At 56.6% G+C, this 24,760-nt stretch carries 22 protein-coding genes; 7 read left to right on the top strand and 15 right to left on the bottom strand.

Annotated features, from left to right (window positions below; all coding sequences use genetic code 11):
* Window positions 1–169: 169 nt before the first annotated feature.
* From AC0YNU_RS14080 to AC0YNU_RS14065, 4 genes are read left to right on the top strand one after another with little or no spacing between them, the layout of a single operon-like run.
* Window positions 170–1,135 (top strand): metal ABC transporter solute-binding protein, Zn/Mn family, encoded by a 966-nt coding sequence (locus AC0YNU_RS14080; RefSeq protein ID WP_475757451.1) that lies wholly within the window; start codon window positions 170–172, stop codon window positions 1,133–1,135.
* 20 nt (window positions 1,136–1,155) lie between these two features.
* The gene (locus AC0YNU_RS14075) at window positions 1,156–1,923 is read left to right on the top strand and encodes a metal ABC transporter ATP-binding protein (RefSeq protein WP_475757449.1); all 768 of its coding nucleotides are present in this window, start codon (window positions 1,156–1,158) and stop codon (window positions 1,921–1,923) included.
* Window positions 1,924–1,925: 2 nt separating this feature from the next.
* Window positions 1,926–2,861: a metal ABC transporter permease gene (locus AC0YNU_RS14070; protein ID WP_475757447.1), complete on the top strand. Its 936-nt coding sequence runs from the start codon at window positions 1,926–1,928 to the stop codon at window positions 2,859–2,861.
* Window positions 2,858–3,730: a metal ABC transporter permease gene (locus tag AC0YNU_RS14065; RefSeq protein WP_475757445.1), complete on the top strand. Its 873-nt coding sequence runs from the start codon at window positions 2,858–2,860 to the stop codon at window positions 3,728–3,730. The genes AC0YNU_RS14070 and AC0YNU_RS14065 overlap by 4 nt, the downstream gene beginning before the upstream one ends.
* 96 nt (window positions 3,731–3,826) lie before the next feature.
* On the opposite strand, the gene AC0YNU_RS14060 is transcribed toward AC0YNU_RS14065, so the two are convergent.
* From AC0YNU_RS14060 to AC0YNU_RS14050, 3 genes are read right to left on the bottom strand one after another with little or no spacing between them, the layout of a single operon-like run.
* Window positions 3,827–4,612, bottom strand: a complete 786-nt coding sequence (locus AC0YNU_RS14060; RefSeq protein WP_475757443.1) for a glycosyltransferase family 2 protein — start codon at window positions 4,610–4,612, stop codon at window positions 3,827–3,829.
* Between the two features lie 26 nt (window positions 4,613–4,638).
* Window positions 4,639–5,328 (bottom strand): glycosyltransferase family 2 protein, encoded by a 690-nt coding sequence (locus AC0YNU_RS14055; RefSeq protein ID WP_475757441.1) that lies wholly within the window; start codon window positions 5,326–5,328, stop codon window positions 4,639–4,641.
* 1 nt (window position 5,329) lies between these two features.
* Complete coding sequence (locus tag AC0YNU_RS14050; RefSeq protein WP_475757439.1) at window positions 5,330–6,355, bottom strand: glycosyltransferase family 4 protein; 1,026 nt, start codon at window positions 6,353–6,355, stop codon at window positions 5,330–5,332.
* A gap of 192 nt (window positions 6,356–6,547) precedes the next feature.
* On the opposite strand from AC0YNU_RS14050, the gene AC0YNU_RS14045 reads away from it, so the two are divergent.
* Complete coding sequence (locus AC0YNU_RS14045) at window positions 6,548–7,540, top strand: sugar phosphate nucleotidyltransferase (RefSeq protein ID WP_475757437.1); 993 nt, start codon at window positions 6,548–6,550, stop codon at window positions 7,538–7,540.
* The gene (locus tag AC0YNU_RS14040) at window positions 7,537–8,832 is read left to right on the top strand and encodes a UDP-glucose dehydrogenase family protein (protein WP_475757434.1); all 1,296 of its coding nucleotides are present in this window, start codon (window positions 7,537–7,539) and stop codon (window positions 8,830–8,832) included. The genes AC0YNU_RS14045 and AC0YNU_RS14040 overlap by 4 nt, the downstream gene beginning before the upstream one ends.
* 125 nt (window positions 8,833–8,957) lie before the next feature.
* On the opposite strand, the gene helD is transcribed toward AC0YNU_RS14040, so the two are convergent.
* The 10 genes from helD to AC0YNU_RS13990 form a co-directional block, all read right to left on the bottom strand.
* On the bottom strand, window positions 8,958–11,375 hold the full coding sequence (gene helD, locus AC0YNU_RS14035; RefSeq protein ID WP_475757432.1) for an RNA polymerase recycling motor HelD: 2,418 nt from the start codon (window positions 11,373–11,375) through the stop codon (window positions 8,958–8,960).
* 354 nt (window positions 11,376–11,729) lie between these two features.
* Complete coding sequence (locus AC0YNU_RS14030) at window positions 11,730–12,500, bottom strand: IucA/IucC family C-terminal-domain containing protein (RefSeq protein ID WP_475757430.1); 771 nt, start codon at window positions 12,498–12,500, stop codon at window positions 11,730–11,732.
* A gap of 34 nt (window positions 12,501–12,534) precedes the next feature.
* Window positions 12,535–13,548, bottom strand: coding sequence for an ABC transporter substrate-binding protein (locus tag AC0YNU_RS14025; RefSeq protein ID WP_475757428.1), 1,014 nt, complete (start codon window positions 13,546–13,548; stop codon window positions 12,535–12,537).
* A gap of 220 nt (window positions 13,549–13,768) precedes the next feature.
* The gene (locus tag AC0YNU_RS14020; protein WP_475757425.1) at window positions 13,769–15,559 is read right to left on the bottom strand and encodes an ABC transporter substrate-binding protein; all 1,791 of its coding nucleotides are present in this window, start codon (window positions 15,557–15,559) and stop codon (window positions 13,769–13,771) included.
* 82 nt (window positions 15,560–15,641) lie between these two features.
* Window positions 15,642–16,847, bottom strand: a complete 1,206-nt coding sequence (locus tag AC0YNU_RS14015) for a DUF6688 domain-containing protein (protein WP_475757423.1) — start codon at window positions 16,845–16,847, stop codon at window positions 15,642–15,644.
* 336 nt (window positions 16,848–17,183) lie between these two features.
* Complete coding sequence (gene chrA, locus AC0YNU_RS14010; protein WP_475757420.1) at window positions 17,184–18,362, bottom strand: chromate efflux transporter; 1,179 nt, start codon at window positions 18,360–18,362, stop codon at window positions 17,184–17,186.
* 249 nt (window positions 18,363–18,611) lie between these two features.
* Window positions 18,612–19,517: an aldo/keto reductase gene (locus AC0YNU_RS14005; RefSeq protein ID WP_475757418.1), complete on the bottom strand. Its 906-nt coding sequence runs from the start codon at window positions 19,515–19,517 to the stop codon at window positions 18,612–18,614.
* A 152-nt stretch (window positions 19,518–19,669) separates the two neighbouring features.
* The gene (locus AC0YNU_RS14000) at window positions 19,670–20,476 is read right to left on the bottom strand and encodes an NAD-dependent epimerase/dehydratase family protein (RefSeq protein ID WP_475757416.1); all 807 of its coding nucleotides are present in this window, start codon (window positions 20,474–20,476) and stop codon (window positions 19,670–19,672) included.
* Window positions 20,477–20,510: 34 nt separating this feature from the next.
* Window positions 20,511–21,410: an NAD-dependent epimerase/dehydratase family protein gene (locus tag AC0YNU_RS13995; RefSeq protein WP_475757414.1), complete on the bottom strand. Its 900-nt coding sequence runs from the start codon at window positions 21,408–21,410 to the stop codon at window positions 20,511–20,513.
* Between the two features lie 29 nt (window positions 21,411–21,439).
* Window positions 21,440–22,369, bottom strand: a complete 930-nt coding sequence (locus AC0YNU_RS13990; protein ID WP_475757411.1) for an aldo/keto reductase — start codon at window positions 22,367–22,369, stop codon at window positions 21,440–21,442.
* Window positions 22,370–22,541: 172 nt separating this feature from the next.
* Here AC0YNU_RS13990 and AC0YNU_RS13985 point away from each other — a divergent pair, with 172 nt between their 5' ends.
* On the top strand, window positions 22,542–22,856 hold the full coding sequence (locus AC0YNU_RS13985) for a winged helix-turn-helix transcriptional regulator (protein ID WP_475757409.1): 315 nt from the start codon (window positions 22,542–22,544) through the stop codon (window positions 22,854–22,856).
* A gap of 57 nt (window positions 22,857–22,913) precedes the next feature.
* Here AC0YNU_RS13985 and AC0YNU_RS13980 read toward each other — a convergent pair whose 3' ends face one another.
* Both AC0YNU_RS13980 and AC0YNU_RS13975 read right to left on the bottom strand, forming a co-directional pair.
* Window positions 22,914–23,486, bottom strand: coding sequence for a GNAT family N-acetyltransferase (locus tag AC0YNU_RS13980; protein ID WP_475757407.1), 573 nt, complete (start codon window positions 23,484–23,486; stop codon window positions 22,914–22,916).
* Between the two features lie 192 nt (window positions 23,487–23,678).
* Complete coding sequence (locus tag AC0YNU_RS13975; protein WP_475757405.1) at window positions 23,679–24,752, bottom strand: glycoside hydrolase family 88 protein; 1,074 nt, start codon at window positions 24,750–24,752, stop codon at window positions 23,679–23,681.
* Window positions 24,753–24,760 lie beyond the last annotated feature (8 nt).

Raw genomic sequence — 24,760 nt, 5'->3', positions numbered from 1 at the left:
TTTTGGAGTAGTATAACACTACAACCGAGGCATCGGCCCTTTTTTTACCACTAAAGTTTCCTTTGGTAAACTTAATTTCCTTAAGGAAAGAGAGTTGTCCGACGTAAATTCAGGGTTCGACTTTCGCAAGCAGGACGCATGAATCGCTACGGAAGAGGAGAATGAATCGATGGAATTCTTGGCAAACGCAAGATCAAGCAGGACGCTTAGAAGGTTGTTCGCGCTTATCTGCATCGGCTGCTTGAGCCTCTTGGCCGCGTGCGGGAACGCCGGTTCGAAGGGGCCGGACGAAAAGATCAACGTGACCACGACGATCGGCATGATCACGGACGTCGTCCAGCAGATCGGCGGGGAGCACGTGGAAGTAACGGGACTTATGAAAGCAGGCGTAGACCCCCACTTGTACAAAGCATCCCAAGGAGATATCGGCAAGCTGGATAAGGCGGATATCATCTTCTACAACGGTCTGCATCTGGAAGGGAAAATGGTCGAAATTTTCGAGAAAATGGCCAAACAGAAGACGACCGTCGCCGTATCGGACAATATCGACCGCGCCGCGCTGAGGACCGGAGCCGAGAACGGAATGGTGAACACCGAATACGATCCCCATATCTGGTTTGACGTACGGCACTGGATGACAGCGGCGGAGTCGATACGGGACACCCTCGTCAGCCACGATCCGGAGCATGCCTCCGATTACCGCAGCAACGCCGAAGCCTACCTCAAGCAATTGCAGCAGCTGCATGAAGATGTCGCCAAAAGCATCGCCTCCCTTCCGGAAGAGAGCCGCATTCTGGTGACGGCGCATGATGCATTCGGTTATTTCGGCGATGCTTATCAGCTGCAAGTCAAGGCGCTGCAAGGGATGAGCACGGCTTCCGAGGCCGGGACGAAGGACGTCACGGATCTGCGGGACTATCTCGTCGACAACAAAATCAAAGCGGTCTTTATCGAATCCAGCGTGCCTCGCAAAGCTATCGATGCCGTCATCCAGGGCGCGAAACAAAAGGGGCATGAGGTCGTCATCGGCGGCCAATTGTTCTCCGATGCCATGGGCGAGGAAGGAACGCCCGAAGGCACCTATATCGGCATGGTTCGGCACAACGTAAACACGATCGTGTCTGCGCTCAAATAATGGCTAAGGGAGAGAAGACCATGCCTGCAAATCCGCTGACGATACACAATATGTCGGTCGCTTACCAGAAGAAGCCCGTGCTTCGGGACATTACCTTTCAGGTGCCCGAGGGCAAGCTGATCGGCATCGTCGGTCCGAACGGCGCCGGCAAATCGACGCTGATCAAAGCGGCGCTGGGGTTGATCCCGAGGCTGGCCGGCGACGTATCCATCTACGGAAAGCCATACGCGGAGCAGCGTAAGCTGGTCGGTTACGTGCCGCAGCGGGAATCCGTCGATTGGGACTTTCCTACGAACGCGCTCGATGTCGTGATGATGGGACGTTACGGTCATCTGGGCTGGTTCAGACGCCCAGGCAGCGCGGAGAGAAAATTCGCCATGGAATGCCTTGCCAAGGTCGGCATGGCCGATTACGCCGATCGGCAGATCAGCCAGCTGTCCGGCGGCCAGCAGCAGCGGATCTTCCTGGCGCGCGCGTTAGCCCAAGACGCCAAGCTTTATTTCATGGATGAACCGTTCGTCGGCGTCGATGCGGCGACGGAGAAAGCCATCATTACCTTGCTGAACGAGCTCAAGATGCAGGGCAAGACCGTGCTGGTCGTCCACCATGACCTCGCGACGGTCCAAGAATATTTCGATTGGCTGATGCTGCTTAACGTACATCTGATCGCTTTCGGACCTACGGAGCAGACGTTCACGGCCGACAATCTGCAGCAAGCCTACGGAGGGAAATTAACGATGTTGGATCGAGGCGGCCAATCGGCCTTGATCATGAACGGGAGGTCATGACGATGTCCGATTGGCTGACCGTATTCGCGGACCCCAACGTACAGTGGATCCTCTTCGGCTGCATGCTGCTCGGATTAAGCAGCGGCGTGATCGGCAGCTTCGCCTATTTGCGCAAGCAATCGTTGATGGGCGACGCCCTGGCGCATGCCGCGCTTCCCGGCGTCTGCATCGCCTTCATGCTGAGCGGATCCAAATCGATCGCGCTCTTCCTGATCGGCGCCGCCATCGCCGGTACGGCCGCGACCTTCGGTATCGGCTATATTACGCGCCATACAAGAATTAAGCAGGATACCGCCCTGGCCATCGTGCTATCTACCTTCTTCGGTCTCGGCATCGTCCTGCTTACGCAAATTCAGCATAGCGGCAACGGCAATCAGAGCGGCCTGGATAAGTTCTTGTTCGGTCAGGCGGCAACCATGATGCAGAGCGATGTCTTGGTCATGGCCATTATTTCAATCGTCCTCATCAGTATCAGCACGCTGTTGTTCAAGGAATTCAAGCTGCTCAGCTTCGATCCCGGATTTGCCCGCGGGATTGGATATCCCGTCGCTTTCCTGGACCAGCTGATCATGTTTCTCCTGGTCGTCGCGGTCGTCGCCGGCATTCAAGCCGTAGGCGTCGTGTTAATGGCCGCCCTCTTGATCACGCCTGCCGTATCCGCCAGATACTGGACGGAAAGGCTCGGGTTCATGGTCGTGCTCTCCGGATTGTTCGGCGCGCTCAGCGGGCTAGCGGGGACGTTCATCAGCGCGACCGGCAATAATTTGCCGACCGGACCCTTAATCGTCCTTGTCGCGACCGCCGTCTTCTTCTTCTCCGTCCTGGCCGCCCCGCGACGCGGCGTTCTTTCCAAGCTGCTGGTGCGCGCTTCCGCCCGCAGTCAAGTGAGGCAGGAGCAAGTCATTCTTCATGCGGCCCGAAGGGAGCAAGATCAATGAGTACGTTATGGATCATTCTAACCGGTGCGCTCGTCGCCAGTACGTGCGGCATCGTCGGCTGTTTCCTCGTCCTGCGGAGAATGGCGATGATCGGCGATGCGATCAGCCACTCCGTTCTGCCGGGCATCGTCATCGCCTTCCTCGTCAGCGGATCGCGGGACTCCCTCTTCATGCTGCTCGGCGCGGCGGCCCTTGGCCTCGTTACGGTATTCCTGATTCAGCTGTTCCATCAAAGCGGGGTGCAATCGGATGCCTCGATCGGCGTCGTGTTCACCGCGCTCTTCGCGGTCGGCGTCGTTCTCGTCAGTATGTATACCAAGCACATCGATCTCGATCTCGATTGCGTGCTCTATGGAGAAATCGCTTATGTGCCTTGGAATACGATCCAGCTGGCCGGAATCGACATCGGACCCAAGGCGGTATGGGGCGTCGGCTTGGCGCTGTTTCTTACCCTCCTTCTGATCTCCGTCTTCTACAAGCAGTTCAAGCTTTGCTCCTTCGATCCCGCATTGGCTGCGGCAGTGGGAATTCCGGTGGCGCTATTCCACTACTTGCTCATGGGGCTCGTGTCCGTCAGCACGGTCGCTTCCTTCGAAAGCGTTGGCGCCATTCTGGTCGTCGGCATGCTGGTCGTTCCTCCGGCCGCGGCTTACCTGCTCACGGAACGACTGAGCCGGATGATCGTTTACAGCGTGGTCATCGGCTGCTTCAGCTCCGTGATCGGTTATTATGCAGCCCACTTGCTGGATGCTTCGATCGCGGGATGCATGATCAGCGTCGCCGGCGCGATCTTCCTGCTCACCCTGCTCTTCTCGCCGAGACATGGCATTGTATGGCGTAAATGGAATCAGAGGCAGCTTAGCCAGTGACAGCCGGCTACTGACCCGGCAGTCTAAACGAAAAACACCTCCATGACCTGAAAAGTCATGGAGGCGTTTTGATTTTGCCAACCGATTCGCATGGCGTCACGCCTGCCCTTTGTTCGTATTCTTCGCGTCTTGCGGTTTCATTCCGTCCGGCAATGGCAGAAGATCGAGCGTCCGATCGACATGCGGCCTGAAATCCTTCGTTCGTATGATCGTGGCTCCCTTGGAAGCGAGCAGCTGCTGATCCGATATCTTCCACGTATGCGATTTACGATTCGCGCGGCGGCATCCGGCGAAGTTGTAGGAAGAGGCCGTGAATACGTTGAAGCCTTGTTTCAAGCACGCTTGAACGAACCTCGCATCGGATCCGGCAACCACCTTCGTCGAGAAGGCGACCTTCTTGAATACGCGCTTGTGAAACATGATCGTCGGCCCCGCGATTCGCCTGCACCGGGTGTAAGGCTTCACGGTCGTCTTGCGCAGCAGCAGGACGGAACGATGAGGGAAAAAGAAATAACTGGAACGTTTGCCGACGACATCCGCTTTCTTCTTGAGGAACACAAGCATGGATTCATCGAGATATTGGGGCGAATAGTAGTCGTCGTCATCGAACTTGGCAATGTACGGATACCGGGCGCGGGCCACCGCGTAATTCAGGCATGCGCCAAGATTCCTGCGCTCGTCTATGCGATAGACACGGACGTTGTCATAGTGCTGCGCGAGCTCCCGATAGGGACGCATGGCGATGCCGTTGTCGTTGAGGATTACGATGAGCTCTTTGACGGGCCATTGCTGGCGGACGTAATTATCGAACATATTGAGCATAAACTCACTGCGAATCGTCGAGGTAATGATCGTTACGCCTGAATCTGTGCTCGCAGACATCATCCATGCCTCCTATGCGCAGGCATCTAGTTGACAAAGCGCCTGTAATTCTTGGTCTTGCGAACAAGCCTGCACTGCGACATGTAGCGGAGCGTCGATTTCTTCTGCGTATGGCTGTTCCAGTTCTTTCTTCGAATGCACACGTAGTGCCGCTTGGATACGGAATAGAGGCGGAAGCCTCTGCGGAGGCAGCGTCCGAGCCAGCCGGAATCGGTGCCGTGCTTCTTGAACTCGGGGAACGGGACGCGCTTCCAGACCGATTTCTTGAACACCAGCGTGCCGCCTTTGACGCTGCGCCTGTAACTCCATTCCCCGCCGCGGCGGAACACCATCAGCGCCCGCTTCGAATTGAAATAGAGGTAAGCGGTATGTTTCCCGACGATGGACGCCCTGCCGTGTTTGATCGCCCGGGCGGTCTCTCTCAGAAACTTAGGGCCGTAATAATCGTCGTCGTCGAACTTGGCGATGAGCCCGTCCTCGGCCAGATTGATGGCGTAGTTCAAGCATTTGCCGAGCTTGTATTTTTGGGGAAGCTGGAATACGCGGACCTCGTTCTCCGGGTATTGGCTTGCGCGCTGTTGATAGAGCTCGATATCCATCTTGTCGTTGTTCAAGACGATGATCATTTGTTTATCCTGCCAGAGCTGCCGGTCGTAGTTCTCGAATACGTTGTCGATGCAGGAGGATCTCATCGTACAGGCGATCACGGTGATCATCTTAGTCCTCATCTCCGTTCGGCGTCGGTTGAAGCTTGGCCTTGCGCCGGTTCCATAATGTATTTTTTTTGATTTTGTACAGTTTTTTGTTGATGACCCTTTTGTACAGCTTCAGGAACGAATCCGTCATGATGATGTCGGAGTAGCGGGTTCTGGCATAGCGCCTCAAAGCGCGGGCGGACGGCAGCCGTTTGCGGTATTTGACCTTCGCCGCCATGCCTGACGTGGTCTTGCACAAGAGGCGCGGCATTCCCCGGAGCACCTCGGCCACGCCGCCCTTCCGGAAGCCGAGCACCGGCGTGCCGCTGGCCATCGACTCGACGAGGACCAGACCGAAGGGTTCATCCCAAGTCGACGTGAACAGGACGCAGCTGGCATTGGCTAGCAGCTCGTGCTTGCGGTCTCCGCCCACGGGGCCGACATAGCGGATTTGCTTGCCCAAGTGCGGTTTGATTTTGGCGTTATAGTATTTCTTGTCGTTCAGCGTGCCGGCGATGATGAGCCGCCTGCCCGTTTTCTTGGCCACTTTGATGGCCAGGTGAACGCCTTTTTCCTTGATCATTCTGCCCAGGAAGAGCAGATATTTCTGCTTGGCGGTCTTGAAGGTGTAATCGTCCATGCGGATGCCGTTGTAGACCGCGTAGCCTTTTCGTTTCCCGTATTTGCGCAGGATGAACCTGCTTACGTATACGCAAATCTGCACGTTCGACTTGATCCCTTTGGAATGCGATTGGCAGATGGTCGGAATCGGCGGATTCGCTTTGGCGACGATGCCGTAGTGATCGTGAATGATATCCACGCCTTCCGGCATGTTTTTTATAATGAAGTCGAGCTGTTCAGTCGGATCATCCGATTCGTATTCGAACGTTTGGGTCGCATTCGAGGTCGATCCCTTCTTCGCGAACAGAAACACCTCATGCCCCCGTTTGACCAATTCCTCCGTCAAATAATGAACGTCGCGCTGCGTGCCCCCGTAATCCTTCGGCGGGACAGGAATCGTATTCGTCGAGATTTGAGCAATTCTCAAATGTCCCACAGCTCCCTTAGGTCAGTGTCCTCCATAGGCATTTCTTTGTAGGATATGAATGGACTCCTGTGCAGGGCACGGCGCTTTCATCAAATTCAGCGCTATTATTACCTGTGCGTAGCATATGGCCTATACCAAGTGAAAGCCGTTTTCATAGAATAATAGTAGTTGATTAAGAGGGGAGAGAGGCTGTTGAAGGGATTGATTCTCTGTGCGGGGAAAGGAAGCCGTTTATATCCGTTTACCCACAGTCGGCCGAAGACGCTCATACCTGTCGCAAATACGCCCCTGCTGCAATTATCGATCGTGAAATTAATGGAGCTCGGTATAGATCGGGTCGGCATTGTCATTCATCCATCTCAGGAAGCGGGCATTCGGGAGCAATTCGGAGAGGGAGAAGCGCTTGGCATTTCGATCTCGTATATCTACCAGCACGAAGCCAGAGGGATCGCGCATGCGGTCAAGCAAGCGCAGGATTACATCTCGGACGAAGCGTTCTTGCTGCTTCTGGGGGATAACTTGATTTCCGCCTCGTTGTCCGCGCTGAAGGGGGACATCGAACATGGCGGGGTACAAGCATCCCTGCTGCTCGCGGAAGTCGCGGCTCCGCAGGATTACGGCATCGCGGATATTCGGGACGAGCGCATCGTCGGTCTCGAAGAGAAGCCGGCGAATCCGAAGTCCAATCTAGCGGTGCTCGGCGCGTATGCGTTCACGAAGGATATTTTCTCCGCGATCGACGAAATCCGGCCTTCCAGGCGGGGGGAGTACGAAATCACGGATGCGATTCAGCGCTTGATCGAGCAGCGGCAATACGTCACGTATCACGTTACCGATCAGTTGAACATCGACGTCGGCACGATGGACCGGTGGCTGAAGGCCAATCAGAAATTGCTGGGCGCGGATCCGTCGAAGAATCGGATACACGAGTCGGCCAGGCTCGAGCGGTGCACGATCGTGGAGCCGGTATCGATCGATAAGGACTGCGTGCTGAGGGATTGCCGGATCGGCCCGTACGTGTCGGTAGGCGCGGGCTCCAAGCTGGCAAACTGTCAAATCGAGAGCAGCATTATATTAAACGGGGTTCACGTACAAGATCTTCCATTCCCGTTGAAACATGTCATCATCGGCGAGCATTCTATCGTCGCCGGCGTGCACTACGACGAAGGAGTGAACGAACCTTGAATATTTTGATCATCGGCACGGGCTACGTAGGGGCCACGACCGCCATGGTTTTTGCCGAATCGGGCTGGAAAGTCACGGGACTGGATATCGATGCCGGCAAAATCGAACGGCTCCGGCAGGGACGCCTGCATTTTCACGAGCCAGGCCTTGAAGACCTTATAGCCAAGCATGTGCGCAGCGGCCGACTGCTCTTCACGACGGATAAAGAGACCGCGATCGCCGAGCACGACGTCATTTATATTTGCGTCGGAACGCCTTCGCGGCCGGACGGCAACGCGGACCTGCGCTATATTCAACAAGCGGCCGAGGATATCGGGCAATGGATGAACGGCTACAAGCTCGTCGTCACCAAAAGCACCGTCCCCGTAGGCACGCAAGAGCAGATCAAAGCATGGATCGAATCGGCGCAGCGGCAGCCCTATCGCTTCGATGTCGCGTCCAATCCCGAGTTTCTGCGGGAAGGCAAAGCCGTGGAAGATGCCTTGCGGCCGGATCGTATCGTCATCGGCACGGACAGCGTGCGGGCAACGGAGCAGCTTCAACTGCTTTACGGATCGTTTCATTGCCCTTGGATCATAACCAAACCGCGGACCGCGGAGCTCATCAAGTACGCGTCCAATGCCTTTCTCGCCACGAAAATATCGTATATGAACGAGCTTGCCGGACTGTGCGACGAACTGGAGGTCAACGTCAAAGAGGTCGCCGAAGGGATGGGGCTGGATCCGCGGATCGGGCCAAGCTTCCTTCAAGCCGGTCTGGGATACGGAGGATCCTGTTTTCCGAAGGACGTCTCGGAGCTGGTCATGACGGCAAGGAAGCACGAAGTGAATCTTCGCATCTTGGACCAAGTGATGGACGTCAACCGCGTGCAGTTCGCTTATTTGCTCGACAAGGCGAGGGCGCGGCTGGGAGGATTGGCGGACAAGAATATCGCGGTGCTGGGCCTTGCGTTCAAGCCGGATACGGACGATATTCGGGAAGCGCCGGCGCTGCGGATGATTCATGAGCTGCTGTTCGAACAGGCCAACGTACGGTTATTCGATCCTGTCGCGAAATTGCCGGTTCATCCATTCTATGAGACGGTGGCGGTGTGCGCCTCGGCGGAAGAAGCCCTGCTGGACGCGGACGCGATCATCCTATGCACGGAATGGACGGCGTTCGGACAACTGAATTGGGAGAACCTGAAGCCGCTCCTCGGGCAGCCCAACTTCTTCGACGGACGCAATATGATGGACGCTAGGGGAATGCGGGAAATCGGGTATTATTATCAGGGCATCGGGAATGATCATTGAGCGAAGCCGATGGGTTCCCGGTGTCACCTCCCTCACCACAAGTAATTCAAAAAACAGCCTTGGCCGATAAGCGGCCAAGGCTGTTTGGTCTAGAAACAACGCAGTTCATTTCACCTGCGCCCCCGTCAATCTGGCGCAACTTCGTACAATTCCGCAGGCAATGCCTGCACGAAAGGCGACCATTCGCCCGTCGTGTACAGCTGAAGCTGATGCATGGCCCGCGTGCACGCCGTATAGAGAAGCTTGCGGTCGTTGTCCCGTCCGTAAGCTTCGGGCGAAGCATCGTAGATCAAGACGGCATCGAATTCGACGCCCTTGGCGAGATAGACGGGAATGACCATCACGCCCTTCTCGAAGTCCGGCGTCTCCTTGGTAATGAGTCGCAGGTCGCCGCATCCATGCGAAATCAACGATGCATGAGCATCCCGGCTGTCGGCCGCGGTCTTCGCAATGACGGCGATGGAATCGAAGCCCTCGGCTTTGAGCGCCGCGATGTCCGCCGCGATTTGCGCGTCGCGCTTCTCCCCGTCGTCCAGTTTCGCTAGACGGGGCTTTCGGCCGCGCCTTTCAAACGGCTCGATCTCTTCCCCGCCCGGAAGCATCAATCTCGTGAATGCAACAATTTCCTTGGTGGAACGATAACTGCGTACGAGGCGGATCAAGCTCGTGTCGGCTTCGCCGAACAGGCGGACCAGCGGCGAATCGGCCGCGTCCAAGCTTGTCGCCTGCATGTAGATCGCTTGCCCGAAATCGCCGAGCACCGTCATCCGCGCGCGGGGGAACAGCTTTTTGAGGTATTCATATTGAAACGCCGAATAATCCTGTCCTTCGTCAACGAAGACATACTTGATTTCCGTGTTCATCCGGACGCCTTCGACCAGTTCTTTGACGTACAAATACGGAGTCGCATCCTCGTAGAACAGCTCGTTCCGAAGCAGCGCTTCCTTCGTTTGCTCGCATACTTCGGCCCACAGCGGCGGGAGGTCGACCTCGTTCGTCTTCTCCCGATAGGCGGCTTCGCCCTCGAACAATTGGCCATAGATGGCTTTGACGTCCACGAACGCGAATTTCTTCACGCCTTTTCTAAGCGGCTTGAACAATTCTTGCACGATCTTGCGGCGGAGCAGCTCTTCCTCCTTCAGACCGTAGTCGAAGTCGCCTTCGTCCGCCCGGCGTTTCTTGTTGATTCGCTCGCGGGCCGAGACGTACGTTTCCGCCAGGTCGAAGAGCTCCTTCTCTTGATGCAGCATGCCGAAGGCTTCCACGTACTGCTCCGTGTCGAGATAGTTCAACTCTTCCTCGACCCAATCCGCCTCCCGCTCCTTGCGTTCCAGCGCTGTCAGCTCGTTCAGCAGCCACTCTTGCAAGAGAATGACACGATTGATCAGCGGCAGGGAACGGTCATACCCGTAAAATTCCGCTTGCATCCGTTCCGAGGTGATCACCTCCCGGTCCCGTATCCGAATCCCGTTGAATTGCATGCCTTCCTGTCCCAGCCATAGGCCATAGTTCTGCAAAGCTTGCAGGAAAGCCTCGGAAGACTTGTACCCGATCCCCTGAAGCCGTGCTTCATACCCCGGCGTTCCTTGCGCGGTCAGTACGTATTCGATTTGATCGAAGGGATCCTCCGGCCGCAGCGCGGCGCCCAGCCAATAGTCGAGAAATTCTTGATACGTCGTCTGCTGCATATTCTCTTCGCCGAGCTCCGGGAGGACGGTGGAGATATAACTGGCAAACATCGGATTCGGCGAGAAAAGCACGATCTGATCGGCCCTGATCGACTGGCGGTGTTTGTACAGCAAGTACGCAACCCGCTGCAAAGCCGCCGAGGTCTTGCCGCTGCCGGCCGCCCCCTGCACGATTAGCATGCGGCTTTTGTCATTGCGGATGATGGCGTTTTGTTCCTTCTGGATCGTAGCCACGATACTCTTCATCTGCGAATCCGCGCCTTTTCCGAGCACTTGCTGCAGCAGCTCGTCTCCGATCGTTTCGCTCGCGTCGAACATGTTGTTGATTTGTCCGTTCTGAATCTGAAACTGCCGCTTGAGCTCCATCGTCCCTTCGATCTCGCCTGCCGGCGTGACGTAAGACGCCGGACCCGGCGAATGATCGTAGTACAGGCTCGCGATCGGCGTCCGCCAGTCGTAGATCAGGAAGCTCAGTCCGTCTTCGTCGATGAAGGAAGATACGCCGATATAGATCCGCTCGCTCAGGTCCAGGCCATCCTCCTGAAAGTCGATGCGTCCGAAATAAGGCGACGGCAGCAGACGGGTCATGTTTCGCCATTTCTCCGTCAACAGCCTATGGCCGCGCTCGCGTTCCGCCAACAGCGCCGACTGCTGGTTAATATTGTGAAAGGTTTCTTCGAAATCTTCGTCCGTCGCCGTGTTGATCGTCACTTCTTCCCAAAACCGTCTACGGATGTCCGTCGCCTGATCGTGCAGTCCGGCAACCTCCGGCTCCAGCTCGGCGATTCTCGCCTGCAGCTTGTTCCTGACCTGTTCCAGCCGCTCTCGTTCCTGCTGCCATTCCTTCGCTTCCATATTCTCGAACACACTCCTTTTTCCGTATTGGTGGGGTAAAAAAGAGCATTGACAATTCAAAGTTCCAGGTGTACAATTAAAGTGGGAATAGAAATGGATACACCTATGTTCTAATTGTCAGTAGCGCTAATGATTATATCATAGCGTTATTTTTCGTTCAATCGCTTTTTTGTGACCCTTGAACCTAAGGGTCATTTTTTATTTCCGGCTTCGATCTGGCCTTCTTCGTCCGTGAATCCTCGTTAACGCAAAACCCGGAAGCGAAGCACTTATCAAAGTGTCCCTCTTCCGGGTTCCTATTTTCTTGGCAGCAGGCGTGGAGCTGGGGCTTGGAAGATCAGCGCGTGGTTCCCTTCAGCTCGTCAACTTCGGGCAGCTGTCGCAGTATTCTTCTACGCTGGAGACTTCATAGTAGTAGCAGCAGGTTTTGCGAACCCGCAACGACGCAGCAGATTCCGATGCGCACGTCGATTTGCCGTAAAAGCGGCTTAGCGGGTTTTGTTTTTCCCCGAACAAAGCACCCGGCGCCTCATGAATCAGATACTGAAAGTCTTCCCGTCCGCGGCATTGCTGCCGCTGTTCCCCAATTACTCCGATTCGTTTCTCGTAGAGCGAGAATATGCGAACCGCAACATTTTCCCATAAAATCGGCTTTGGCGCCTTGGCCGCGCTGGACATGACCGCGATTAATTTCCCGATATTCCCGGCAAAGAGAGCTTGCATAACCGTATCGCGCCATGCATGCCGTTCGCTAGCTTCGGGCAATGCTGCACTCGCATCGGCTAGACTGACATGATCCAGCAGCGTATGACCCGATGAAGATTCAAACAAGCAATTCCCGGCAGAGAAGTCCAGCCCCTTGTCGTACACCGTCATGGCGTACAGCAGCGGAACAGCGCTTAAGAAGGCGTACCGTTTGAAAAACTGCGACGCGGTGGTCATTCTCGACGGCGACCGGAGAACCTCCGTCATCCTGTCCAGATAATCCGCGCACCTCTCCTCATCGAGCAAATCAATCACGCTCACCGAATTCGCCTGACGGGCTGCATCGTATTCACGCAAGCCAAAGTGTCGGTTCACGTATTCCCATTCATCCTGCGCGAGCCGTGACGGCATAATATTCATCGGCCACCCCTCTGGGACGCTCTGTTCAAACCGCTTATTCGAGCGCATCCGCGATTTGGTCGACAATTAAATTGATCGCGATCGGCCCGTAATACCCGATCCACTGCGCCGTGTTCTCCTCATAGACCTGTTTGGCTTTCACCGCGTTCAGATCTTTCCAGATCGACGAGCTCGCGAATTCGTTCGTCAGCTCCAAATTCGTGTCGTCCTGAAGAAGAAACATATGATCGGGAGCCAGCTCCGGCATCACCTCAAGCGATATCATCGTGCTTGTATCCGCTTCGTTGACTGCCATTTTGGGCGGCGTTAAGCCCAGATCGTCGTACAAGATCTGCGAAGTGCGATGGGATGTCGTTTGGAGACGAATCATTTTATCCCTCGGCCGGACCAGGGCAACCGTCTGTCCCTGCATTTTGTCCGCCAGTGCCGCTTTAAGATCGCCGACTTTTTGTCGATAACCATCCACCAGCGCTTGCGCCTCTTGCGGCTTGTTCAAGATTTGCCCGAACTTCAGCAATACGGTCCGCCAATCCTCGTTGCGTTCCAGTACGATCGTCGGCGCGATTTTGAGCAAAGCATCGTAAATCTCGTTATGGAATTCCGTCGCGATGATGAGATCCGGATGCACGGCAAGCACGCCTTCCAGATTCGGCGCCACGTACGTGCCGAGTAACGGGATATCGCTCATCTTATCGCCCAGATAAGGAGGAAGGCCGTCGTCGGTTTCGGCTACAACGCTGCCCGCCGGTTTGACGCCCAGCGCCAACATTTGATCCGCATATTGGACGTCCAGCACGACGATTTTCTGCGGTACGCCCTCGAGCGTCGTTTCGCCTTTCAGATGCTTGATGGTGACCGGCGCTGCTTCAGCGGGCTCTGCTACGGCATTGCCGTTTACGGGCTCCTCTTGATTGGCCTGAGGTTGATTCGTCTTTCCTGCCCCGGCATTGTCGCTGCCTTGGTTGGCGTTGTTTGCGCATGCGCCCAGAAACAAAACTAAGCTTACCAGCAGGCTAAAGGTCCATGCGAACTTGATTTTCGGATACATATGTATAACCCTCCGCTATTCTTATTGAGAATGAATATCATCATCACTTACAATACTATAACGACTCGCACGCCTGTCTTCAATGGATACTTGCGCCATCGGCGATGGATTATGACGACAAAAAACACCGTTGTTCGGATCGAATATCCAGCTGCAACGGTGCTGATATGAAAACGAATTAAAGCGTTAGCCCTGCTTGCCCATTACGATACAGCGGCTATTACGCATCCAAGAAAACGTTCGCCACTTGATCGACGACCTGATTCATGGCGATCGGACCGTAATAAGCAATCCACGTGCTCGCTTTGGCTTGGTAAACGTGCTTCTGCTTTACGGCGCGCAGACTCTTCCACGTTGCCGTGTTCTGAATCTCGTCCGACCACGCTTTCCCCTTCTTGTCGGTCAACACGAAATAATGGTCCGCATCCAGCTCCGGCAATCCCTCCAACGATAGATTCGAGCTGCTCCTACTGCGATCGACGGCCAGCTTCGGCGGATATAAGCCCAAATCGTTGTATAGAATTGACGCCGTACGATGCGCGGACGTATGCAGCCGAATGAGATTGTTCTGCGGCCGGATCATCGTTACGGACTGCCCTTGCAGCTTGGCTGCCAGCGCGGATCTCAACCCGCTGATTTTGAGCTTATACTGCCGGATGACCTGTTCCGCCTCCGGCTTCTTGCCCGTTATCCGCCCGATGATTCGCAACGTTTCTCTCCAGTCGCGGTTGCGCTCGAGCATGATGGTCGGCGCGATCTGCGCGAGGTCTCCATAGATATGCTTCTGGAACTCGGTGCAGATAATCAGATCGGGCGCCAGGTCAAGCAGCGCTTCAAGATCGGGTTTGCCCAATGTTCCCAAGGGCTGGACCGCTCTCAGCTTGCCGCTCAGATGCTCGGGAAAGCTGCTAAAGTCTCCGGTTGCCATGACGCTGCCGGCCGGCTGCACGCCCAGAGCCAACATATGGTCCATGAACTGCGGATCCAGCACGGCTATATGCTCAGGCTGCTGCTCGAGCAGCAGCTCGCCCCGAAGGTGAATGATCGAGCGCCGTGAACGACGGATAGCCGCATGCAGCGGATCTGATGAAGCCTTATTGATGGCTCCCGCAGTTCCCAGCGCCGGAGCGCTCACGGCTCCGTTCACCGTTTCATCGCCTCCGGCTAGCTGCATCAATTTTCGATAGCCGCTTGGCGAGACGCCCGTATACCGCTTGAATAATCGGCTGAAATAATAGCTGTCCGCATAGCCGACGGCTTCGGCGATATCCTTCAGCCCCGCATCCGTACGACATAATAATTCTCTGGCCTTGTCGATCCGAATCTGCATCAGGTAATCGATCGGCCCAAGGGCCAACCGTTTATTGAACATGCGCTGCATGGTCCGAGGGCTGCAATTCAGCAGCGCGGCAAGCGTATCTGCCGTAATCGGTTCGGCATAGTGCTCATCCATATATCTGGCAGCCTGCAGCACGATATCCGACGAAGCCTGCTCCGGTCGCCGATGCTGCAGTTGTCCCATCAGTTCGCAAATGAATTGGTAAAACAATGATTTTGCCTGCAGCTTCCCCATCGCCGATGACGTTCCCCATTCTTGCTCCATGCGGGCCAAGACTAGGAGCAGCGGCGCAGCGTGGCTGGCCGCAAACCCATATCGGACGTCGAACGGTCTCGTGCTAGCCAGCAATTGAAGCAGCTCTTGACTGCACGGCATCGGCAGTGTGGCCTTATATGAAATCAGAACATATTCGATGGGGTCGGTGATGTCCGTGATCGATAAAATGGCGCCTTTGCCGGCGTGACACACGTATCCCTTCTCCAGCAGATGTTCATCCCCGTCCATCCGGAGCCGGGCACGACCTTGTATCGTATGCAATAGCGCACTCGAAGAGAGCTGGAAATTGTGCAGATGCTCACCAATCGGTTCGCTAGCGGGAAGCTTGATCCGCTGCACGTCCATTATTTTCAGCGATACATGATTCCATAGAATAAGGTGATTCTCCACAATCATCGTAAGAGGTCAACTCCTAACAAGGGATAGGGCTGGCTTTATGCCTTTACGTCGATCTATTTCCCCTCGAGCTGTCTCCATCTTAACATGTTCGATGGCAATCTACCGACTCTTCCTTTTCCATTCGGCGTCCGGTCGGCCTCACGTGCTTGCCTAACCCGCTGTATTGCGCTTGAATCCGGTCTTCCGGACGGGTGTCGACGATATACAGTACGAGCAGAAAAAACCATTCCAGCGGCTTCATCGCCACATAGACCGCGTCTGCCGCCAGCTTCGAGCGAATCTGCCGGCTTAACGGATATCCGTAGTTGTCATATAGTCGGCGAATCGTCCGGTGACAGGCGGGCATGTATTGTTCCAGCACGTTCTCGAACGCGTTGGCGATCATCAGCTGCCGGTTCACCGTAATGGGCGCGCCATGCCGAATTCCCGGCCGAAGCGGCTTGACCAGGCGGCGATGTCCTAAGGCGGCGACGGTGCACAAATAATGGCCGTCTCCCCCTACCAGCTCCGGCGGCGGTGCCGGCAGTCTTGACAGGTGGAAACCGCTCGTATCCAGAAACGCCCGCACGACGCCATCCGGCCGCTGGCCGAACAAAACGAGAAGCAACTGAACGACAAGCTGGACAGGAAGCAGCAGCGTGAGCCAGAGCGCCGGAAACCTCCGGCGTCGCTTGATGATGAAGCGATGAAGAGGCCGCAGCCAGGCGGGCATCGTCTCCTCGTCCCTCTCCTTCGCGGATGCTTTCCAAACGTCCAACGAACGCTTGAGCTGCGCGAGGTAAAGCAGGCTAGTCGTCAAGCTCCCGGTTTGGAGCAGCAGGACGGTGAAGATTTCATTAAAATCGTAGTCCGAAAAGCCGGTATGAACGAGATAGAGGACGGTCAGCAAGATGCATAGTGTCAGAAAAACGTTGCAGCATGTATATACGATCGGAGAAAGCCGCCTATGATGAATTCTCAGCGCCCAATAGGAGAAGAAGCCGAGCAGCCAGTCTACGCAAAGTACCGCGCTATGCTTGTGGGACAAAGACGCGTACGCAAATAATGGCTCTTTGGTTTCCGCGTATATTTCCATCGGCGCTCCGCCCGGCACCATCTTCGAATCGAACACGAAGCCGATGAGCAAGAGAAACGATGCGATTCCAAGCAGCAGCACGTCTACGATCCGGGCTGCCGTCAGATCTTCGCCTTGTTCGCTCGCTCCTGCTTTTCGCGAGAACGTGAACACGGCCCGAACGAGTGCGGAGAACGCCAGCAGAAGAAAAGGGGAAAACAACAGCAGCATATTTGATGCTCCTTCCGGACGATATTGGAGAGCCTTTGTGCGAATGCCGGCTGTGGATGGCACGTTGGTGCTTCCGCCTGGCGCCAAGGGCCGTCGATTGAGGCTGCTCTTGTTTAGTCCATGATACGTTGGATGGATAGTCCGAAAAAGAGAAAGATAATTGGATGTGTTTTCCTATTTATGACATGAGGGAATAATAGATTAGGCTGACTATAAAGACGAAACAGCAGCAGCCATGGACAAGTAAATTAGTCCCGGACTGCTGCTGGCATATTGGATAAGTAATATTGAGTTGCATAGCTTGATTCGTTAAAAACGAGTAAACTTGCAGCACGCCTAGATATACGGCAGCGCCAGGCCGCCAAGCGCCGATACGGCGACGACGACCCACGGCGGCAGCTTCCAGACGACGAGCAGTCCGAATGCGGTGAGCGCCAGGGCGAAATCGGATCCGGAACGGACGGCGCTCGTCCAGACGGGATCGTAGAGCGCCGCCGCCAGTATGCCGACGACGCCGGCGTTGATGCCGGAGAGCGCCGACCGAAAAGCCGGCTTCGAGCGAATGGCGTTCCAGAAAGGAAGCGCCCCCGCAACGAGCAAAAAGGCCGGCAGGAAAATTGCGGCGATCGCGAGCAGGCCGCCCGCGATGCCGTTCGGGGCAGGCCCGGATACGAAGCCAAGGTACGCGGCGAGCGTGAATAACGGACCGGGCACGGCCTGCGCCGCGCCGTACCCGGCAAGGAATTGGCCGTCGGTCATCCAGCCCGTCGGCACGACGCTCTGCTGCAGAAGCGGCAGCACCACGTGGCCGCCGCCGAAGACGAGCGCGCCCGCGCGGTAGAAGCTGTCGAACAGCGCGAGCGCGTGGTTCGTCGCGGCGGTCCGCAGCAGCGGAAGCGCCAGCAGCAATGCGGCGAATGCCGCGAGGAAACACGCGCCGGTCCGGCGGCTAATCACGGATGGCAGAGGCTCGGATATAGGCGCGTCATTTGCGCGCAGGCAGCGCCAGCCGATCAGCCCCGACGCCGCGATAATCCCCGCCTGAACGAAAGGCGAAGGAACGAGCAGCGCCGCGACGGCGGATCCGATCGCGATGGCGGCCGTCGCTTTCCCGTTCGCCAGCTTTGCGGCCATGCCCCAGACGGCCTGGGCGACGATGGCGACCGCGGCAATCATGAGCCCATGCAGCCAGCCGGCGTCACGGACATCCAGTCCTTGCAGCACGAAAGCAAAGGCGATCAGGAGGACGACGGACGGCAGCGTGAAGCCGACCCAGGCGAGCAGCCCGCCGAGCAGGCCCGCGCGCCCGATGCCGATCGCAATGCCTACCTGGCTGCTCGCCGGTCCGGGAAGAAACTGGCAGAGCGCGACCAGATCCGCGTAGCTCTCCTCCGTCAGCCAACGGCGCCGCATCACGTATTCCTCGCGAAAATACGCCAAATGCGCGATCGGCCCGCCGAAAGACGTCAGCCCGAGACGAAAGGATACCTTCAATACCTCCAACAACCGATTCATAGCTTCCGTCTCCTCCCGCAGTGTTAAACGCATAACCCAGCCTTGATTATGGCAAAGGTTTGTTCGCTCCGTGTTAAGGCGGCGGATATCCTCGAAATTCGCGCTAAAGAAACGTGACGTTAAGAAAAGTGATTCGAAACATGCAATCCTTATCGCTGCTCTAACTTCCATCTGCACAAAAAAAGCAACCGACAGCTCGGTTGCTTGCTTGTTCTACGATGTTCGAACGTCCCGACACTACGAAACGGCTCAGCTCTTCGGGCCTTGCCCGGCAGCTTGAAGACGGCGCTTCGCTTCCTCATAGATCGCCGCGGGCAGTGCGCCTTTGTCGGCAATCCGAATATTCTCGGCCAGATGCTCCGGATTCTTCGTGCCGACGATGGTCGTGGACAGATGCGGATGGGCGAGCGTGTACCGCAGGATGAAGCCGGTCCGGCTCTCGCCTTCCTCCAGCAGCTCATCGAGCTTCGCCTTCTCCCACACGGCCCAGCGATCCTCATTGCCGAGTCCCGCGCCGGGCTCTCCGCGGCCTACGCCGCCGCGGATAATCGTACCTGCACCGGCATTCGCCGCATCCGAGATGATGTTCTCGTGATCTCGTTCCAGCGCGGAGTACGGGATCTGGAAGCTGTCGAATACGCCGGATTGAATGTAGCTCGTAATATGCGGCAGCGTCGAGGAGATGCCGATCCAGCGCACTTTGCCGGAAGCCTGGATTTCCCGAAGCACGTCTACCAAGCTGCCTTCCTCGGTCTGTTCGACGGTCGGATTGTGGAGCTGCAGCAGGTCGATATAGTCCGTATTCATTCGCCGCAGGCTTGTTTCGATGTTGTGCAGCAAATTATCCCTTGTCCAGACATGAGGCGTCTCATCGTGATCGCCGCTATCGACGACCGTGCATCCGCATTTCGTAGCCAGAATATACTCGCTGCGGCGGTGGCTGATGTAACGCCCGATATACGCTTCGCTCAAGCCGTAATCATAAGCCGTATCAATGAAGTTGATCCCTGCGTCCAGCACGGCGTTCAAGATTCGTTCTGCCTCTCCGTCCGCAACCGGCCGGCCGCCCCAGATCCGGGGACCGCGAATTTCCATGGCGCCGAACCCCAGCTTCGTTACCTCGAGTCCCGTTCTGCCCAGCACTGCTTTTTGCATGATAATTCCTCCTCAATGGGATGTCACTTCAGATGTCACAGCAATGGATATGCGAATACGACGCGCATGCCTATCTATGTCCAGTCAATCCGTGATGATATCGAGAAAGCCAATGACAGAAACTCGAAACCAATGTTGCCGTGTGCGGTCGTTTATTCCATGATTCGTCCCTGCTTCGTGAATGCTTGCAAAAAGGTGCCGAAATTATAAATCGGCTCGTAGCCGAGCTCTTGGCGTTCCTTGGTCAGATCCCTCGCATGCGGCTGAGCCGGCACTTGGAAATCATAGTGTTCAATGACTTGCTTCGCGCCGGGATACAGCCTCTCCCAAGCGTCAACCGGCGATTCGGCATAGGCCTGCAGCAGCTCGTCCGTAAACGGATCGTGACGTTCGATATGATAGGCTCCGAAACTTTGTTGGCAAGTCACTGCTTGTACGACGGCTTGAATAACGTCGCGACGGTCTACCCCGCCATGCAGCAGCCGCTCTCCGTATTGCCTGATCGTCCGGTACGGCGTGAAGTCGGCCGGGCGCAGCATGATGACTTCGATTCCATGATGGTCATGATAGTACTGGCATAGTTGCTCGCCCAACTTCTTCGTATAAGCATAGAAATCGGTGCCGTACACGGACATGCTGGATAACCAAACGACGCGGCGCACCCGGTTCTTAACCGCGGATTGAAACATTTGAAACGTTCCCGTCACGTTCAATTCGTAGAATTGCTGCTCCGGAACCGTCCCCAGATGAATGCCATGCCAAGCCGGCGTATGGATGACGACGTCGGCACCTTCGGAAGCCCGGTCGAGCGCCCCTGTTTCACGGACGTCGGCTTGGTAGAACGGCAGCTCCGTGCTTACGGGCGAGAAATCCGTTAGGCGAACGTCGTGATGCGGCTTCAATCGTTCCGCGACGCCGGACCCCAAGTTCCCGGAAGCACCGGTTATCAAAATGTTCATGGCTCTCCTCCTCTCGTAAGTATGCAATCTCGAATTAAACCGAGAGACTTCCCGCCTGCGACATCGCCCGCGGAAGCTCGGAAGGTACGATAAGATCGTGAATGCCAAGCCCTTCCTCGTCCCGCTGCTTCAGATCCCGCAGAAAATCGATGAATCCGATCCGAGGCTGCCAGCCCAGAACATCCTTCGCTTCGGACAAATCATGCTGCTCGACTTCCTTCGGCAGCTCGATTCCGTATTTCGCCAGCAACGCTGCACCTCCCGGTACCTGCTCTTCGCACCAATCAAGCCCTAGGCTGGCGAAATCGGCCCGCACCTGCTCGGGCATGCCATGATCGGTATGGACGATCGTTCGGAACAGACCGAACGTTTGCTTATGGGCGGCTTCCAGTGCCATTACCGTAGCCGATGCAACGTCTCTGCGGTCCACTCCGTTGCGCAGCAGCCGTTCGCCGAACTCCAGATACGGTCTCGGGATAAACTCATGGTAACGGAGCATCGCGATCGAGGCTCCCGTCATCTCATGATAGGTACGGCACAGATCTTCGCCGATTACTTTGCTGACGCCATAGACGGACCACCAGCCGTAAGCCATCGACGACGCGTATACGATCGAACGGATGCCTTCCTGTCTGCAGGCTTCCAGCACGTTATAAGTACCGTCCACATTGACCGCGAAGATGGTATCGTCGCTTACCGGCGGTTGATGCGCGCAATGCCATGCCGCCAAATGAATGACGCCGTCCATGCCTTGGACGGCCTGCCGGACGTCCGAAACCGTCCGCGTATCGCACCGAACGAACTCGGCCGCAGCCAGATCCGCCGCGTTCGAGGGCATGACGTCCGCCATTCTCACTTGATGACCCGCTCGCAGCAATTCCCGGCATACGGCCTGACCGCCGTTGCCGGATGCTCCGGTTACAAGTACTTTCATGGTCTTCCGCTCCTTTGCGATAACATGATTTATTTTACGCGGTCGATGATGCTCAAATCTTCGTCGGACAGCAGCGGCCTCACCGATGCGCTAACGTTCTGGGCCGCTTGCTCGGCCGTCTTCGCGCCGGGAATCGCGACGGAAATTGCCGGATGGTTCAGCACGTAACGCAGGGCAGCCTGCGACAGCGTACGTTCCTCGTTCGCAAGCCCCTGAAGCGCTTCCACTTTGGCCAGACTGTCGGCAAACCAGGCTTCCTTGGGCCAGTTTCTTCGGATATCGCCTTCCTCGAAGACCGTTCCGCCATGGAACTTCCCTGTGAGAATGCCCATCCGCAGCGGTCCTCGGACAACGGCGCCGATGCCATGCTCCTGCAGATAAGGCAGCACTTCGCTCTCCACGGACCGGTTCAGGATGCTGTAGTCGAGCTGAACGGCGTCCAATCCGCCCTCGCGATTGAAATGCTTGATATAGTCGAAGTTTTCGGTAGAGACGCCAACCGCTCTCACCTTGCCGTCGTGCTTCAACTGCTTGAAAGCTTCTATGAACGCTTCCGTCTCTTCCTGCTTATCCCACCAGAGGTGGCAGAAATAGACATCGATATAATCGGTACCCAATCGTCTCAGACTGTTCTCGAACGCCTCGATTACTTTCGCGGGCTGTCCATAGACCGGTTCCCCCTGCGGGTCGCGATGATGTCCCATCAGCCCGCCCTTGGTGGAGATGACCAGCTCGTCCCGCCTGCCTTCGATCAGCTTGGCCACCAGCTTCTCGCTCCGGCCGTCGCCATATACGTCCGCCGTATCGATAAAGTTGACTCCGAGCTCAACCGCGGCTTCCATCGCCCGCAAGGATTGCGCATCGTCGACCGGTCCCCAGGCATCGCCGCCGATTGCCCAAGCGCCGAATCCGATCTCGGACACGTCGATTCCCGTCTTTCCCAGCTTCCTAGTATACATAGCGAACCTCCTCGTAGTATCGGTCAGCTCTATCTTAATCGATCTGCCCCAATGCCGAAAGTACGCACTTTTACTATAGTTGGTTACCTTGCGGTGACTAATGGCAGGAAATCCGGCCGCCGCCATTGAAATCATTTAAGGGAAATCAACAACGCAGAGGAGGCATACAGTAGTGGGAAATTCCGAATCACATGAATGCGAAATCGAGAAATCGTTACGAATCATCGGCGGAAAATGGTCGTTCCTCGTCATTCGCGAGCTATTCTTTCACGGGATGAAGCGATTCGGAGAGCTTAAGAGCGCCATTGCGGGCATCAGCTCCAAGTCGCTAACCGAAACGCTGCGTCACCTGGAAGAGAATCAAGTCGTCGTTCGCGAAAGCCATGCCACCGTCCCTCCGACCGTCGAATACCGGCTGACGGACAAAGGAGAAGCGTTCAGCGGCATACTGCTGGAGATGAAGAAATGGGCCCGCGAGTGGGCGTAGCATAATCGTTCGCCGGATTGCCGAGGTTTGTTTCATGTCCGTCCTATACGCGCAAGATCAGAGAACGCCGTCTTCGTCGGCGTTCTCTTGGCGTGCCACCCATTCGCGGGACAGCAGGCCCATCGCGATCAGGTCGTAGCGTTTGCCTCCGCGCAGGACCGCTTCGCGAAGCCTGCCTTCTTCGACGAACCCGGCCCCGATATACGTCCTGCAGGCCGCTTCATTATAAGCGATTACCTCGAGGCTGATCCGCTCCAGGTTCAGCTCGAGAAACGCGTAGCGCAGCAGCATGGCGACGGCATCCCGGCCGTAGCCTTGTCCCCGGTCGCTGGCATGTCCGATGCCGACGGCCATCCGCGAAGAGCGGTTGTTCCACTCGATGCCGTGGAGCGCGGCGAAGCCGACCAGCCGGTCGTCCTCGATCGTCCGGAGCATGAACTCGATCGTGTTTTTGCCGTTCTCGGCCTGTTCGTAAAACTCCGCCGTTTGCCGTACCGCGTATTCGGTATCCACATTGCGCATGTAGTCATAGCTCTCGGTAAAAATCGACAGCTGCGCGGCATCGTCCGGCCGCACGGCCGCGAACCGCAGCCATTCGCCGCTGAATAGATCCATATCCCGGAATTTCATCGCCAATCGTCTCCTCCTTCAAGAAAAAGCCGTCTCTCCCGTTGATGACGAACGAGATAGACGACTTCAGTTTAACAGCAACCTCGAACAAAATGCCAACGGCCAGCCTTACAACGTTCGATTCGCCGCAAGATGATCAACGGACCGCAAGCGGCGTTCCTCAGAAGACGCCGGCTGCCGCGTCTTCTTCGGTCAAGCTTTCAGCGCTTCCGTCAGCAGCATCAGCGTCAAGCCTTGCCCGTACAAGGTCGGAAAGATCGGCACCTCGTCGTACGCTTCGATGCTCGCGAGCACCGGCGTCCCCCCGGAGACGCCGGCTGCCGCGCCGTTGCCGCCAATCCGGCTCAGCACGGCAGGGACCGCCCGCTCGGCGGTGCCGATCAATGAGGCCGGAATGAGTCCCGAGCGGGCTGCCTTGTACAAGCCGCACGCAATGCCGGCCGACCCGGACGTCTCCTCGTAGGTGGCCGGCCGATCGAGGACGGTCGGCCATAATCCGCCCGGCTGCTGCCGGGCGGCAAGCGCCTCCGCCAGCCGATGATACCTTTCCTTGATTTCGCCCAGCGGTTCGGCATCATAATAATCCGTTGTCGCGACGGCCTCCAGAATCATGGGGATCCCGACCGCATTCCAGGCGTTCGCCCGGTTCCACTTCGCGGCGGACATCCAATCGCCCGTGCCGCAGTTCCAGCCGTGATACAGCAGGCCCGTCTCTTCGTCCTGGAGCGCTTGCAGATGCAGCAGCACCTGCCGCATCGACTCGTCGGCCATGCGGCGGTCCCCGGTCATCCCGGCAGTTCGGGCAAGAAACAGCACCGCCATGAAGACGGTGTCCGCCCAGATCTGCTCCGCGAACGAGGCCTGCTCGGTTACGGTATGCTCGAACGCGCCGCTGCGCGTGCGGGGTGCCTCGCCGATCAGCCATGCGGCGATATCCCTGCTCTTCTCCGCGTAGAACGACTCCCCCGTCTCTTCATGCAGCGCGGGGAAAACGGCGAAGGGCGCGACCGCGTTCACGACCATCGCCGTCTCGGATTGCCGAATGTTGCGCCTGACCCATGCTTCGATCTCGCGATTGACCGTTCCGCCCGGGTCCCGCTTCCCGTAATCGGCTGCCGCGATGATGCCGACGCCCGAATTCCAGTCCCATCTGTCGATATTCATGGCCCAGTCGGTCCAAGCATGGTCTCCCCACGTATCCGGGCGACTGTGCATCATGTATCCGCAGACGCGCCTGGCCGCTTCTTCCACAATCATCCTATCCATGCGTTTGC

The organism is Paenibacillus sp. J31P316 (assembly GCF_056269105.1).
This window is presented reverse-complemented; position numbering and strand designations above follow the sequence as displayed.